The organism is Pseudomaricurvus alcaniphilus (genome assembly GCF_011440395.1).
Classification (GTDB): Bacteria; Pseudomonadota; Gammaproteobacteria; order Pseudomonadales; family Cellvibrionaceae; genus Pseudomaricurvus; species Pseudomaricurvus alcaniphilus.
Genome location: NZ_JAAOIX010000001.1, coordinates 229,214 through 242,678, shown reverse-complemented (window position 1 = coordinate 242,678; position 13,465 = coordinate 229,214). Strand labels below are relative to the sequence as shown.

Below are 13,465 nucleotides of genomic sequence, written 5' to 3'. Positions count from 1 at the left end.
ATAAGTTTGAAAACCCTTTGCCGGGAACGCTGCTCGAACTGCGATTGGCGGGGCTGGGGGGACAACTGCTAAAAATAGAAAGTTGCACTGAAACAAAAGTGGGGGCATGCTCCCCGGGTTTTTGGGCGAGAGCCAAGCGGGGTCGTGTTCGGTTGGCTAAATCATGTTATCTGTCGATCGGGAACTTTTGTCACTGCCGCTGCGCGCTCAATTGCCGCGATGGGGCCGATTGCGGCGCTTGTTGTGGTTGCTGCTGTAGTTGCAGCTGAAGGTGCTGCTGTAGTTGCTGCTGAAGTTGCTCAGCGACGATCGACTAACCTTATTGACATACGAACAGGCAAATATTTCCACTATGACACGTTATTTTGTTACAGGGTACGAGTTGGCGAAATGGACGTTTCTGAAGGAACTCGACTACACCACGGATCCACAGGACAACTTTGATATTGTTTGCCTGTTGCCGGGCACCAATATCAATCGCCTGGGCGAGCAGTTGCTGGACAACCGCCGCCTGTTGACACCCATCGCCAACTTTACCGGTCGACGCTGGCCGCGGGCGGATTTTCGCGCCAGCAAGCCGTCCCTGGAAGCATTCACCAGTGCCGCGCAAGCGCTGCAGCCTCTCTGCGTCGCTGTGGCCGCCATCGATATTCGCAACAGCTCCGACTACCCAAGCCTGGCGATTCTCGGCCTGGCCCACAGCCGCAATACCGGCTTAACCGCATCCCGGGCGCCGGCTTTGGCGGAGTTGGTCGAGTATCCACTGTTGGCAGCCATCCCCAAGCAGCGACGCTTGCTGGAAGACCTGGCCAGTGGCGGCCTGCTGGAGCGCCAGCATTTTGATCGTCTCTATTTTTGCGAAAACTGTGGCTCGTCGCGCATGCACGTGCGGGAAGAGTGCAGCAGTTGCCGCAGCAGTGACCTCAACGACGTCAGCCTGGTGCATCACTACCGCTGTGGTTACCAGGGCATCGAGACCGCGTTCCGCCAGCAAGATCACCTGGAATGTCCCAAGTGCCAGAAGGAATTGCGCCACTACGGTGTCGATTACGACAAGCCCAAAGCGGTGCACAGCTGTGGTGCTTGCGGTGAAGTATCCAACGACCCGGCCATTGGTTTTATTTGCAATGATTGTTCCCAGCATGCGGATGCGGCGAGCCTGGCCACGCGGGAGTGGTATAACTACGAACTCTCGCCCAGCGGTGTCGCGGCGTTGCAAGCGGGCCTGTTACCGCACAACTCGGTGCAAACCCTGTTGAGCAAAAGTGTCGGCATCTGCTCCATCGGCGAGTTTGTGGTGACCACCGCGCAGCTGCTGAAAATCGCCGAACGCTTTGAGCGGCCGCTGTGCGCTTGCGCCATACACATCAACAACTTCGAGGAGTTGCGTGACCGCTTCGGGGTGTCCAACCTGGCCAGTGCGTTTTTATTGTTGGGGGAAATCATCGCCCAGATAGTGCGCAATACCGATCTGGTCAGTGCCCGCGAGCAAACCATTTATTTATTGCTGGCCGAGACCGAAGCCGACAATTTGCAAATCGTCGAACAGCGCTTGCAGCAGGAAACCAGCAAGCGCATTTCCCTGCCGCTGGATTTAACCATTGAGCGCTACCCACGGGATAAGCTGGCGCAATTGCTGAGGACGCTGGGCTGATGCTGGCTGATATCGTCGATATTATCCAGCAACTGGATTTCGACTCCTTCTTCTACATGTTCTGGTACTTCATCATCTTCGACGTGCCGCGCTACCTGCTCAGCCTGCTGGCGATCATGATTTCGCTGGTGGTAGAGCGCAAGAACAAGTATCCGCCGCTGAACCTGCCGGTCAGTTTTCTGTTGGTCGGTCACAATGAAGCGGACGGCCTGCAGCGCAGTGTGATGTCACTGGCGGAGCAGACCCACAAGGGCGAGGTGCAAATCGTTGTGGTGGACGACGGCTCGGCCGATGACACCGCAGCGGTGGCCAAGCGCTTGCGCCAGCAGGGGTTAATCGACGTGTTTGTGTCCAGCGGTATTCGCGGCGGCAAGGCCGCGGCACTGAACCTGGGCCTCGGCTTCTGTAAAAACGAGATCGTTATTTGTGCGGATATGGACACCTCCTTTGATCGCGACGCGGTCGAGCGTTTGGTCAGCCGTTTTGCTGATCCCCAGACTGGTGCGGTGGCAGGTAATCTCTACCCGCGCAATGGTGAGTACAACCTGGTGACTCGGTTGCAGGCGATGGAATACCTGATGAGTATTTCCATGGGGCGGCGCTTTACCTCGATGATGGGCATCCTGACCATTGTGTCCGGTGCCTTCGGAGCTTTTCGCAAAGAGGCGCTGCTGGCGGTGGGTGGCTGGGACGTGGGCCCAGGTGACGACGGCAACGTCACCAACAAGTTGCGCCGTGCCGGTTGGCGTATCAATTTTGCCCACGACGCCTGGGCCGCCACCAAGGTGCCGGTGACCACTGCGGCTTATATCAAGCAGCGCATGCGCTGGAACCGCAGCGTAATCCGCTATAAATTGCGTAAGTTCCGCTCCGCTTACAATCCCGGCTGGGACGGTTTCAGGGGCAGGGATGTGATCGCGCTCAGCAATGTGCTGTTTTTCCAGGTGGTGTTGACCCTCAGCTTTTTCACTTACCTGTTCTGGTTGTTTTACCAGATGGGTGAGTCGGCATTCTATGTGGTGGGCACCATTACACTGGTCTATTTGATCGAAGACATGCTGACCTTTGCCCTGATGTGCCTCATTTACCGGGCCCGGGAGCCGGAAAGACTGGGGATCTATTTGCTCGCCAGCACGGTGTTTGAAAGCTATGTTGCCCGCGGCGTGAGATTTTTTGCCTACCTGGACGAGCTGATTTTCCGGCGCTCGTTCAAGGATACGTTTGTGCCGGTTAAAGTAAAACAAGTGTTGGAGCGGTTTTGATAAGCAGTCTGAGAAACAAGCAGCGGGTCGACAACCTGCAGTCGGAATCCCGCGGCAGTCGCGGTACCGTCGGTCGCTGGGTCTACCTGATTCTGGTGGGGTGTCTACTGCTGTGGCTGTTGGACACACTGTTCGGCAAGTATTTCTTTTTTCGCGCCGAAGGTATGGTCACGCGCGATGTGCACACCATGGCGGTGAGCTATACCGCGACCGTGGAAAACCTCAAGGTGGAAGTGGGAGACCAGCTGCAGGGTGGCGACCTGCTGGTGCAATTGAACTCCGTGGATGTGTTGCAAAACCTGGGTGACCTGTCGATCAAAAGCGCCGAGATCCGCAGCCGCATTGCCGAGTTGCAAAGTCGCCAGGCACAGCTGAAAACCGTGTTGCCGCTGGCGCAAGAGCGGGTCGAGAAGATGGGCCAGTTGCGCTCCACCGAAGAGCGGGCGGCGGCGCGTGGATTGGTGGATACACGCAAGATATCCGAATACCTGGAAGACGAATTTGATAGCCGCATGACCTATGAAAAGCTGCGCGGCGAAGGGGGCAATATCGCCCTGGAGACTCGTACCTTGCAGGCCATTGATGCCAACCTGCAGGAGAGCATGCAACGACTCAATGCCGCCTACGCCGATGGTGTGGTGCTGGCACCGGAGGCGGTGACTGTGTCCGAGGTACACGTCAACAAGGGCAGCGTGGTAAAAAGCGGCGAACCGCTGCTGGAGCTGCTGTCAGGAGGCCCCTACATTCTGGCCTATGTGACCCCGGGTTCGGTGTACGTGGCCGATGTGGGTGCTGAAGTCAGTATTAAATACGGCCTTAAAACCCTGCAGGGCAAGGTGGCACAGATATTCCCGATCTCGGCGCGCCTGCCGCTGGAATTCCAGCGCGCTTTTCGGCCCCAGGAACGATCGCAAGTGTTGCGAGTCGAAATTTTGCCCGACCAGGAAGTACCGGCTACCTACACCAAGGTCAAGGTTGTCGCCAAGGGTCTGGTGCCCAACTGGATTGGTAATATATTTAACTAGTGTTCATCCATAAACCGCAGGTTGCGCGAGCGTGGAATTGCAAACAGAAGCAAGGAGTGAGTTTATGCCGACCAACCTGAGTAGAGTACTGGTGTTATTGTTCTGTACCGGCATCGTTGCCAGTAGCCAGGCGGATGAATCCGCCCGGCGCGAGGCGGCTTTTGCGGCGCTGGCCAAGGACGATGCCAGTATGACCATCTACTTTCGCTCCGGTGCCAGCCACCAGATTCAGTATGATCGTCGCTATGGCAACCTGGAGCAATTAAAAACCGATTTCGCCTCAGATGGTGCGCAGGGCAAGCGCAAACTCTATACCTACCGGGGTACTAACACCCCTGAGGGCGCGGTCAGTGTTGACCTGTCCAAAGTCGAGGGAATTGGGATCGTCTACCGCTAGTGCAGCTGTCGTCGGTTTGCAGCCAGCGAACGGGTGGCGGCAGCAGTATTACTCTGGTTGGCCCACCTGCGGCGGCGCGGTGCGCGGTACCCACTCCCACCACTCGTGCTGGCCTTCCTGGCTGTTGTCCTGGGTTTGGTAGATGTCCCAGGTAACCAGGTAGTCCGGGTCGCGTATGTCCACCTGGGTGGCGGGGTTGCGGAAGTGGCCCTTGGGGGCGTGAAACCAGCAGCTCAGTGACGGCGGCAAGATAAATATGGCTGGTTTGCCATCCTCGCCCTTGCTGTCTGCGCCTGCGCTTTGCAGTTGTACCGAGATACCGTCTTCCTCGTTCGCCGCGACCACCACCCCCGCCAACTGTGATTGTTTCACCAGTTCTTCCTGCAAGTTGAAATAGGAGAGGCCGATCAGGCAGGTTTTGTCGATGATGTCCGTGAGAGTCATGGGCCAGAAGTACCGTTGCTGCAAGGTGATTTCAGATGTTGGTAGAGTGCAAAGAGTGCAATTAGAGTGTACTGACTGCAACTGTTTTTAACTGTTCACATTAACCGCTGACGTCAACTGTTAGGCATGACCAGTTGCTGCAGCTGCGTGTTTTCAGCCCTGGCCCCGACCACAAGTGTGATTGGGGCAAGGGCTGAGGTTTCAGTGCAGATCGGGCACGACACCCACCTGGGGCATATGCGCCAGGCCGATATCCCGGGCGTGTTCCTCGAAGCCCTTGTTCTTCCAGAAGAAGGCGCCGGGCATGGTGGTCGGGATCACCAGTACGTAGAACAGGGCGCGGCCAACGGTGCTGGTAAACACCAAAGTCAAGCCCACCAGCACCCAGCCGGCCAGGGCCAGCACACTGGCAGAGCCGCTCAGAAGCAGGGCCAGGGCCAGGCCCAGATTCGCCGCCATCAGTACATTGCGCAGGATATAGGTCTTGCCGAAGGTGGTGCGCTGCACGTAGTGGGAGGCTGCGCCCTCGTGTTCGGCGCGGCTCAGGTCGCGGTTGTGCATGATCAGGCCAAACCCTTCCAGGGCGATACCGGCCGCCATCAGTGCACCGCTGGTCAGCAGTGCCAACTGGTAATCGGCGCCGCTAATGGCGAGGCTGGCCACCATAGTGCCGCCGCCCAGCAGGGCGCCGAGGGCGATCACGTTACCCACAAAGGAGGTGCTGACCTGGTAGTGATTCCAGAAGGGGCGCGCCTTGATGCGGTAGCAGCGGGTCATGTAGTAGAGGCCAAACAAGGTGAAGGCGATGCACAGGTAGCCGAACACCGTGGCGATGGTGGCGCTGGTGGAGAGGCTGATCAGGGCGCTGATGTCGCTGCCGAACACACCACTATAGAGCGACTGCACCACCTCGTTGGCGGGCAGGGAAAATAAAGTGTGGAAACCGAGAGTCGCCATAAAGCCCGCCACCCCGAGGATCTCCCGGGACATGGGTGAGTGACGCAGGTTGTTGAAACCACGATAAAAGCGGTGCGGCTTGCCCAGGTGCATGGCAGACATAAAGTTACCCACGGCGCCGATGCCCAGACAGACGATCAACAGTGGCAGGTAGACGTTGCTGGCCGCGAACTCACTGAGTACGCCGATGCCCAATTGGTTACCGAGGAAAAACAGGGCAAAAGTGCCCATCACCGCCTGCATGGCCAGGGTGAAAATCACCAGCGGGTTTTCCCGGGAGCTGAGGCGAGCGAAATTCCAGTGTACTTCCTTGCCTTTTTTCTGGTCGATGACCGGCTTGTATTCTCCTTTGTTGTTCTTGTGATACTTGACCGGCATGGAGTCGGTGCGGGTCATTTCGATGGGCAGGACATTGGTCTGCTGGAAGCGAATATTGGGGTGGGTGATTTCCGGATCGGGAAAACCGGGAATGGACACTTTGGCTTGCTCGCGATTTTCCGGGATATTTTCCACTACACCGAAGTCCAGCGCATTGCCGACACAGGCCGAGACACAGGCGGGCTTGAGGCCCACTTCGAGGCGATCGACACACATATTGCACTTGGACACCTGGCCCTTGATCGGGTCCAGTTGCGGCGCGTTGTAGGGGCAGACCCAGGTGCAGTAGCCGCAGCCAAAGCAGGTTTCCGGGTCCTGCAGCACCGCACCGTATTCGACGTGCTTGGTGTAGGCGCGGGTGGGGCAGCCTTTCAGGCACACCGGGTCGTCGCAGTGATTGCAGGCCATGGAGATGTTCATGCGCTTGTAATCGGGGTAGCTGCCGCCTTCGACGTAACCGACCGAGCGAAACGCCAGGTGGGTCGGGTTGTCATTCTTTTCGCTGCAGGCCGCTTCACAGGCGTGGCAGCCGATGCAGTTGTCGGCGGTAAAGAAGAAGCCGTGTTGTTTGTTGCGGTTGGGGTTGATGCCCACGTCGGGGTTTTCATTGATAAACATGGAGCGACCGGCGGGTAAGCCAGTGAGGTCCACCAGGTCGATTTTCTGGCCGTAGCGGTTGGCATCATCGACCTTTTTATCGCTGAGAAAGGCGTAGGGTTGCTCCTGGGTGCGCAACTCCCAGTGGCTGGCCTTGGCGGCGTCCTCGGCCTTGACCACGGGTTTGATGTCGCGTGGATCGAAAATTTCGACGCTGGCGGCGCCCAGATCCCGGCCCAACTCGGGGCGGGCGGAATTCATGACTGTATTTTCCAAAGCGGGGTTCTCTGCAGTAGTCATCAGCGGTAATCCTGTGATTAAAAGGTGCGGCGTTCGGCGTTGAGACGGGCGGCTTCGCGCTGGTCTACTTTTTCAATGCGTGCGGCACACTGTTTAAAGGCCGGCTGGCGCGAGTAGGGGTCGAGCAGGCCGAGGGTGAGGCGATTGACGCAGTCGTAGAAGTGGAAGGGAATAAAGACCGCGTTGCGGGCCACCCGGTGGGTCAGCTGCACCATCACCACGGCGTCGCCGCGGCGGGAAGTCAAACGCACGTATTCCTGGTGCTTGACACCCAGCTCCTCGGCGGCATCCGGGTTCATCTCCATATAGGGCGTGGGGCTGAACTTGTTGCAGTTGCCGATTTTGCCGGTGCGGGTACGGGTGTGGAAGTGTTCCACTACCCGGCCGCTGTTGAGCCAGAACGGGTACTCTTCGCAGGGCTGCTCATTGTTGTTGATAAAGTCCACGCAGATCAGGTTGGCCTTGCCGTTGGGCGTCTGGAACTTGCCATCGGTGTACAGTCGCGGGTCGCCCTTGAGGCCGTTCTGGCCCTTGCGACCCTCTTCCGCCGCTCGGTAGGGCCACTGGATACCGCGGGCGGCCTCAATCTTGTCGTAGCTCATGCCGGAGATGTCGAGGGTGCGCTCACTGCCCACGGACAGCTGCTTCATCTCTTCGAATGCCCCTTCGGGAGTGTCCGGGAAGCGAATCAGTGCGCCGTGCTCGAAGCGCTTGGCCATCTGGTTGAAGATCCAGAAGTCCGGTTTGGCGTTGGCAAACGGCGGCAGGGCGTTGCGAATCAGGTTGACCCGGCGCTCGGTATTGGTGTGGCAACCCTCTTTCTCCGCCCAAACCGCGGCGGGGAAGTAGACGTGGGAGTACTGGTTGGTCTCCACGTCTTCGTAGCAGTCCTGCACCACCAGGAATTCCAGCTTTTCCATGGCCTTGCGAATGCGGGCGGTGTTGGGCATGGAGGTCATGGGGTTGGTGGCCACCAGCCACAGCCCCTTGATCTCCCCGGTTTCGATGGCGGGAAATATATCGGTCTGGGCCATGCCCCGCTGTTTGGGGAAAAACTCCGGGTCGATCCCCCAGAAATCGGCGATCTCCTGGCGGTGCTCTTCTTTTTCCAGCAGCCGGTAGCCGGGCAGGCCGGAGCAGGAAGACCACTCGCGGGTGCCCATGGCGTTGCACTGGCCGGTAATGGAGAGGCTGGTGCCGCCGGGCTTGCCGATATTGCCGGTCACCAGGTTGAGGTTGTTGATGTTGGCAACCCCGTCGGAACCGTGAGTCGACTGGTTGATACCCATGGTCCAGATGGCCATGGACGACTTGGCCCTGGCGTAGAGGCGCGCCACGGTGCGAATGCGGTCTTCATCGATGCCGCACTCGTGCTGGGCGATCTTGGGGTCGTACTTTTTCTGGCCCACCAGGGCTTCCAGTTCGGCCAGGTTGTTGGTGTGCGCTTCCAGGTAGGCCCGGTCTTCCAGCCCTTCCTTGAAAATGACGTGCAACATGCTGTTGATCAGCACACAGTCGGTACCGGGGGTAATGGGCAGGTGGATATCGGCAAACTGGGCCAGCATGGTGACCCGGGGATCGATCACGATCAGGGGAAAGCTGCGCTTTTCCTTGGCTTCTTTCAAGCGCCAGTAAATGATCGGGTGCTGTTCCGGCAAGTTGGAGCCAAAGGCCATCAGGCATTCGGTGTATTCGAAGTCTGCGTAGCAGCCGGGTGGGCCATCGGAGCCAAATGAACGCTTGTAACCGGATACGGCGGAAGCCATGCAGAGAGTGGTGTTGCCGTCGTAATTGTTGGTGCCAATACAGCCACGTACCAGCTTGCCGAGAGTGTAGAATTCTTCGGTCAGTAACTGTCCGGTCGACACCACGGCAAAGCTGTCGCGGCCGTATTTGTTCTGGATGTCCTTGATCTTCCCGGCGGTACGGTCAAATGCCGTGTCCCAGTCGGTAGGCTGGAACTGCTCGTGGAACTTGTTACGCATCAGGGGCTGGGTGCCGCGGCCCGGCGAGTTGAACAGTTCGTGTTCCAGCAAGCCTTTGATGCAGAGCTTGCCGCGGTTGACGTCGGCGCCGGCGTGGCCGCGGCTGGTGACGATGCGCTTGTTTTCATCCAGGCCGATTTCAATGGAACAGCCAGTCGAACAGTAGTTGCAGGTCGTGTATTTCCATTCAGCGACTTTTTTCTGGGGAATAACGATGGGCTTGCGTTTTCTGCGTCCGAATAACATGGGGTTCCCTTTAAGTCTGGATTGGTTGCCTTGCGGGTGCAAATACTTTTGAGCGGTTGTGCGCCTGATTGCCTGGTAACAATCAAGGGGCGACCGCAGTTGTTCCTGTCTGTTTCCGTTTGCTCTCCCAGTAAATCACTGCAATTATCAATCCAATTTAAATGCCTGGTTAACTATAATGTTTGGTCTAAATTAGTGCGTTATAAAATATGCTTAAAAAACAATTAGATAAAATTTATATTGAATGTCTTTTCGAGGATAATTCTTGCTGTCATCGGTTTTTAAATGGGGTTGCTTGGGATGGAAAATGGCTTTCTACGGGAAATTATGGTGCACGCTAGCTATATATTGGTGCGTTTTTCAGGCCGGGACGGCCAGGCGGTGTTTACAGGGGCGTGATGCTATACAACGGTAGCCCAGGATTTAGGTGTCCGGCTTTTTACTGTGTTTTCGGCAGAACTCTTAATGTCGCCATCCGGCAGCGGCGCCATATGAGGTTTGAGGGCACAGGCGGGAGCGGTGGTGTCGGCTCGCTGCAGGCCAGCGCCCAGGATTTGAAAAATCCGCAGCTTGCGAAATTTATACCTATAATCAAGGCAGTAGCGAGACGCGGTCTGGCAAGTTGCCGGGCTGCGTGTCTGCAATGGTCCTTTACTTTCTCCATTATTGGCGGGTCCTGGCAATGATTTCCTTCGGCAGCAAAAAATTAAAATCCAACAAGTCCGGGCTCGGCCCCAAGTCAGAGGCCGCCTTTCCTGCGCGGCAGCGGTTGCTGCAGCTGCAGCGCTTCGTCAGGGCAATCAGGATCGGCAGTCGCATTCGCTATCACCAGGAATATGAAGAAGGTTCCTCGCTGGAGACATTGGTGGTGGGTTACCAGGTCAATGGTCACCGGGTGTTTCGTCCAGGCGATATCCGGTTTGAGGCGGACGACCTGGGCATCAGGGTGGTGATCTGTGAAGGCGGGCAAGTGCATGATATTACCCGGATCGAGAGCTTTGCCCTGATAGTGCCCGATACCTCGGGGGAAGAGCGCCAGCTCGACTATGATTCCCGGGCACAACTCAGCAGGCTGGGGCCGCTCGGCCCACGCTCCCGTTTGGTCCTCATGTCCAGTGGCTTCGCCAGTGATGTTGAACATCTCAAGTGCGAGGCGGAAGTGTACCGGCGCTCCCAGCTCCAGGAGGGTGTTCACGCTCGCTTGCATGTGGTGTTGCTGACCGTGGCGCTGGGTTCACTGGAAGAGCATGAGCCGCGTAAAAGCAGCCGTTTGAGTACCGATTTGTGTGTCACAGTCTGCAAGAATGGTACTGACCAGGTCATGACCGCGTGGCTGAGGGATTTTTCCGAGGAGTCAATCCGGCTGGAGTTGGAGCACGAGGCGGACAGTTGGCCGTCATTTGGCAAGAAGGATTACCTGCTGGTGGGTTTGAAAGCGGCAGTGGACAAGCCGTTGCGCAAGCTGCGCTGTGAGTGTGTGGAGGAGCGGGGCGGCGCCCGAATTTTCAAGGTGACCCATATTTCCAGCCAGGGGCAACCCATACCCTACCAAAAGCTGGATGCGCTGGAGTTGAAAATTGATCTTATGGGGCTCGCTGAGGAATAGGGTGCCGGCGACGGCTTGCCGGTAACCTTGACCTGGGCGCGTTTCGACCAGGCAGGGTTAGAGTGGCAGCTCTATACCTTCATTTAGCAGCAGTGAGGTCAGGTCGATTAGCGGCAGGCCGATCAGGGCGCTGGGGTCGTCGCTGCGCAGGTATTCAAACAGGCAGATGCCCAGGCCTTCAGCCTTAAAGCTGCCGGCGCAATCGTAGGGTTGCTCCTGTCGCAAGTAGCGCTCGACCTGGTCTTCCTGCAGTTGGCGAAACTTTACCTCGGTGGTGGCCAGGCGATACTGCAGGCGATCGCTGGCGCTGTTGTAGAGGCAGAGGCCAGTGTGAAAACGCACCACCTTGCCGTTGCAGGCCAATAATTGCTGGCGCGCGCGGCTGTGATTGCCGGGTTTGGTGATCAGGCTGCCATCGAGTTCGGCCACCTGGTCCGAGCCGATGATCAAATGCTCTGGAAAGCGGCGCGCCAGGGCTTTCGCCTTGCTGGTGGAGAGGCGCTCGACCAGCTCCCGGGGGCTCTCTCCGGGCAGGGCGCTCTCGTCGATAGCCGGGCTTACGGATTCGGCGTTTATGCCCAATTTTTCAATCAGTTGGCGCCGGTAGGCAGAGCTGGATGCCAGGATTATCAGGGCCATAGTGTGTCTCTTTGGGGCTTTTTCGGGCCACGCAGGTTAGCGCTGCGCTGCAATAGATACAAATCCTTGAAATTCAGGCCAATTTCGGTGTATTTTCCTTTGACAGGCAAGGTCTCTATCCATAGAATTGCGCGCTTATGTCAAGATCAGCTACCAACCCGATTCTACCGCGTCTGATAGATCCGCGTAAATTTGCCCAACAGGGCTTGAATTTGAGTGGTGAAGTGAAGCTGTCCGAGCTGCAGAGAGTCTCTGCTCTGGTGCTCGACGACTCCTCCGGAGTGCGGGTGGTTCTGGAGTTTATAGTCGATGAGGAAAGGCATCGAATTATAAGCGGGTCAGCTGATTGTGTATTAAAGGTTACCTGCCAGCGCTGTCTGGAGCCGGTCGATGTGCCGGTCAGTGCCACGCTGAAGCTGGCAATCGTCTGGGATGAAGATGGTGCCAGGCAGTTGCCGAAAACCCTGGATCCATTGATCCTCGGTGAAGGCCAGGCTGATCTTTATACAATTATTGAAGATGAATTACTGTTGAGTTTGCCTATGGCGTCCTATCACCCCGAGGACTGTATAGCGCAAACCAGCTTTGGGGAGGAGGTCGAAGAATCGACCAATTCCGCTAACCCGTTTCAAGTGCTGGAGCAATTAAAGGGCTCGCCGAAATCCTGAGGCGCCCCGGTTCTGGCGGACTTTGAGTAATAGGAGTGCAAGATGGCTGTTCAAAAAAGTAAAAAGACTCGTTCCAAGCGCGGTATGCGTCGTTCACACGATGCCCTGTCTGGACCTACTCTTTCTACAGATCCAACAACTGGTGAAAAACACCTTCGTCACCACGTCACCGCTGACGGCTTTTATAAAGGCCGGAAAGTGGTCGATACTGGCGCAGACGACTAAGATACGAGTCACTTTCGGTGACCGTATTTTTTCAGGAACGGGGACTTAACAGTCCCCGTTCTGCGTTAGGTCGCAGCAAACTTCGTCCTTACAAACTACAGAGTGAAAAGAATTATGAAAAATAATCAGCTTGCATTCGTATTCCCCGGGCAAGGTTCTCAAAAAGTTGGCATGCTTGCGGAATTGGCTGGTTCCTACCCCGTGGTAGAAGAAACATTTGCCGCGGCATCCGGCGTGCTGGGTTACGACCTTTGGGCACTGGTACAAAATGGCCCGCAGGAAGAGTTGAACTTGACTGAGCGAACCCAGCCCATGTTGTTGACCGCCAGCATTGCGATCTGGCGTGCCTGGCAGCAGAAGGGAGCCCCGCAGCCGGCGCTGATGGCCGGCCACAGTTTGGGTGAGTGGTCGGCATTGGTCGCGGCGGGCGTGGTTGGCTTTGAGGACGCGGTCAAGCTGGTGCAATTGCGCGGCAAGTATATGCAGCAAGCGGTGCCGAAGGGTACCGGCGCGATGGCGGCAATTATGGGCCTGGATGACGATGTTATTAAAGCGGCCTGTGCGGCGGCGGCGGAGTCTGAAGTGGTGGCGGCGGTTAACTTTAATTCGCCCGGCCAGGTGGTTATTGCCGGTCATGCCGGTGCTGTGGAGAGAGCAATAGACAAGTGCAAGGAAGCTGGCGCCAAGCGTGCCTTGCCGCTGCCGGTCAGCGCGCCTTTCCATACAGAACTGATGCGTCCTGCCGCCGATCAGCTGGCGGAGCAGATAAAGGCGACGGCATTTTCGGCACCGGAAGTGCCCGTTGTGCACAATGTTAATGCACAAACCGAGGCCAGTGCGGAAACAATCAAGGAGCTGATGATCGAGCAGATATACACCCCGGTACTGTGGGTGGATTGCACCAAAGCGCTGGCGGCAGCCGGCATTACCCAGGTTATTGAATGTGGTCCTGGTAAAGTGTTGTCGGGGCTGTGCAAGCGTATTGATCGCAGCCTCAATGCCTTTGCTACCGAGAGCCTGGCGGAGTTTGATGCCGCCATCGCCGCAGCACAGTAGTGGTAATCAGTAAACTCAATCCATTG

The 13,465-nt window shown here is 57.1% G+C and carries 12 protein-coding genes; 8 read left to right on the top strand and 4 right to left on the bottom strand.

Annotation, left to right across the window (positions count from 1 at the left end):
* Positions 1-352: 352 nt before the first annotated feature.
* From G8764_RS01090 to G8764_RS01075, 4 genes are all read left to right on the top strand, one after another.
* On the top strand, positions 353-1,654 hold the full coding sequence (locus G8764_RS01090) for a TackOD1 domain-containing metal-binding protein (protein ID WP_166161027.1): 1,302 nt from the start codon (positions 353-355) through the stop codon (positions 1,652-1,654).
* Complete coding sequence (locus G8764_RS01085; RefSeq protein WP_166161025.1) at positions 1,654-2,916, top strand: glycosyltransferase family 2 protein; 1,263 nt, start codon at positions 1,654-1,656, stop codon at positions 2,914-2,916. The genes G8764_RS01090 and G8764_RS01085 overlap by 1 nt, the downstream gene beginning before the upstream one ends.
* A complete protein-coding gene (locus tag G8764_RS01080) occupies positions 2,913-3,941 on the top strand; it encodes an HlyD family secretion protein (protein WP_166161024.1) in 1,029 nt (342 codons plus the stop codon). Before G8764_RS01085 ends, G8764_RS01080 begins: the two co-directional genes overlap by 4 nt.
* A gap of 64 nt (positions 3,942-4,005) precedes the next feature.
* Positions 4,006-4,338 carry a hypothetical protein gene (locus G8764_RS01075; protein WP_166161022.1) on the top strand — a complete coding sequence of 111 codons (333 nt, stop codon included), beginning with the start codon at positions 4,006-4,008 and terminating at the stop codon, positions 4,336-4,338.
* Positions 4,339-4,386: 48 nt separating this feature from the next.
* On the opposite strand, the gene G8764_RS01070 is transcribed toward G8764_RS01075, so the two are convergent.
* The 3 genes from G8764_RS01070 to G8764_RS01060 all read right to left on the bottom strand — a co-directional run bounded on the left by G8764_RS01070 (position 4,387) and on the right by G8764_RS01060 (position 9,245).
* Positions 4,387-4,782: a hypothetical protein gene (locus G8764_RS01070; protein ID WP_166161020.1), complete on the bottom strand. Its 396-nt coding sequence runs from the start codon at positions 4,780-4,782 to the stop codon at positions 4,387-4,389.
* Positions 4,783-4,983: 201 nt separating this feature from the next.
* Positions 4,984-7,014, bottom strand: coding sequence for a DmsC/YnfH family molybdoenzyme membrane anchor subunit (locus G8764_RS01065; protein ID WP_243748521.1), 2,031 nt, complete (start codon positions 7,012-7,014; stop codon positions 4,984-4,986).
* 17 nt (positions 7,015-7,031) lie between these two features.
* Complete coding sequence (locus G8764_RS01060) at positions 7,032-9,245, bottom strand: molybdopterin oxidoreductase family protein (protein WP_166161018.1); 2,214 nt, start codon at positions 9,243-9,245, stop codon at positions 7,032-7,034.
* Between the two features lie 682 nt (positions 9,246-9,927).
* Between G8764_RS01060 and G8764_RS01055 the strand changes: the two genes are divergently transcribed.
* Positions 9,928-10,851, top strand: coding sequence for a hypothetical protein (locus tag G8764_RS01055; RefSeq protein ID WP_166161016.1), 924 nt, complete (start codon positions 9,928-9,930; stop codon positions 10,849-10,851).
* Positions 10,852-10,908: 57 nt separating this feature from the next.
* On the opposite strand, the gene G8764_RS01050 is transcribed toward G8764_RS01055, so the two are convergent.
* Entirely contained in the window at positions 10,909-11,490 is a 582-nt protein-coding gene (locus G8764_RS01050; RefSeq protein WP_166161014.1) for a Maf family protein, read from the bottom strand.
* 137 nt (positions 11,491-11,627) lie between these two features.
* On the opposite strand from G8764_RS01050, the gene G8764_RS01045 reads away from it, so the two are divergent.
* The 3 genes from G8764_RS01045 (at position 11,628) to fabD (ending at position 13,439) form a co-directional block, all read left to right on the top strand.
* Positions 11,628-12,158, top strand: a complete 531-nt coding sequence (locus G8764_RS01045) for a YceD family protein (RefSeq protein ID WP_166161012.1) — start codon at positions 11,628-11,630, stop codon at positions 12,156-12,158.
* A gap of 42 nt (positions 12,159-12,200) precedes the next feature.
* Positions 12,201-12,383 (top strand): 50S ribosomal protein L32, encoded by a 183-nt coding sequence (gene rpmF, locus G8764_RS01040; RefSeq protein ID WP_166161010.1) that lies wholly within the window; start codon positions 12,201-12,203, stop codon positions 12,381-12,383.
* Positions 12,384-12,497: 114 nt separating this feature from the next.
* The gene (gene fabD, locus G8764_RS01035; RefSeq protein WP_166161008.1) at positions 12,498-13,439 is read left to right on the top strand and encodes an ACP S-malonyltransferase; all 942 of its coding nucleotides are present in this window, start codon (positions 12,498-12,500) and stop codon (positions 13,437-13,439) included.
* Positions 13,440-13,465: the final 26 nt, after the last annotated feature.

Excerpts from the sequence above, each read along its gene's own strand:
- G8764_RS01090 (WP_166161027.1), top strand. The coding sequence starts at position 353 with ATGACACGTTATTTTGTTACAGGGTACGAGTTGGCGAAATGGACGTTT.
- G8764_RS01085 (WP_166161025.1), top strand. The coding sequence starts at position 1,654 with ATGCTGGCTGATATCGTCGATATTATCCAGCAACTGGATTTCGACTCC.
- G8764_RS01075 (WP_166161022.1), top strand. The coding sequence starts at position 4,006 with ATGCCGACCAACCTGAGTAGAGTACTGGTGTTATTGTTCTGTACCGGC.
- G8764_RS01070 (WP_166161020.1), bottom strand. The coding sequence starts at position 4,782 with ATGACTCTCACGGACATCATCGACAAAACCTGCCTGATCGGCCTCTCC.
- G8764_RS01065 (WP_243748521.1), bottom strand. The coding sequence starts at position 7,014 with ATGACTACTGCAGAGAACCCCGCTTTGGAAAATACAGTCATGAATTCC.
- G8764_RS01060 (WP_166161018.1), bottom strand. The coding sequence starts at position 9,245 with ATGTTATTCGGACGCAGAAAACGCAAGCCCATCGTTATTCCCCAGAAA.
- G8764_RS01055 (WP_166161016.1), top strand. The coding sequence starts at position 9,928 with ATGATTTCCTTCGGCAGCAAAAAATTAAAATCCAACAAGTCCGGGCTC.
- G8764_RS01050 (WP_166161014.1), bottom strand. The coding sequence starts at position 11,490 with ATGGCCCTGATAATCCTGGCATCCAGCTCTGCCTACCGGCGCCAACTG.
- G8764_RS01045 (WP_166161012.1), top strand. The coding sequence starts at position 11,628 with ATGTCAAGATCAGCTACCAACCCGATTCTACCGCGTCTGATAGATCCG.
- rpmF (WP_166161010.1), top strand. The coding sequence starts at position 12,201 with ATGGCTGTTCAAAAAAGTAAAAAGACTCGTTCCAAGCGCGGTATGCGT.
- fabD (WP_166161008.1), top strand. The coding sequence starts at position 12,498 with ATGAAAAATAATCAGCTTGCATTCGTATTCCCCGGGCAAGGTTCTCAA.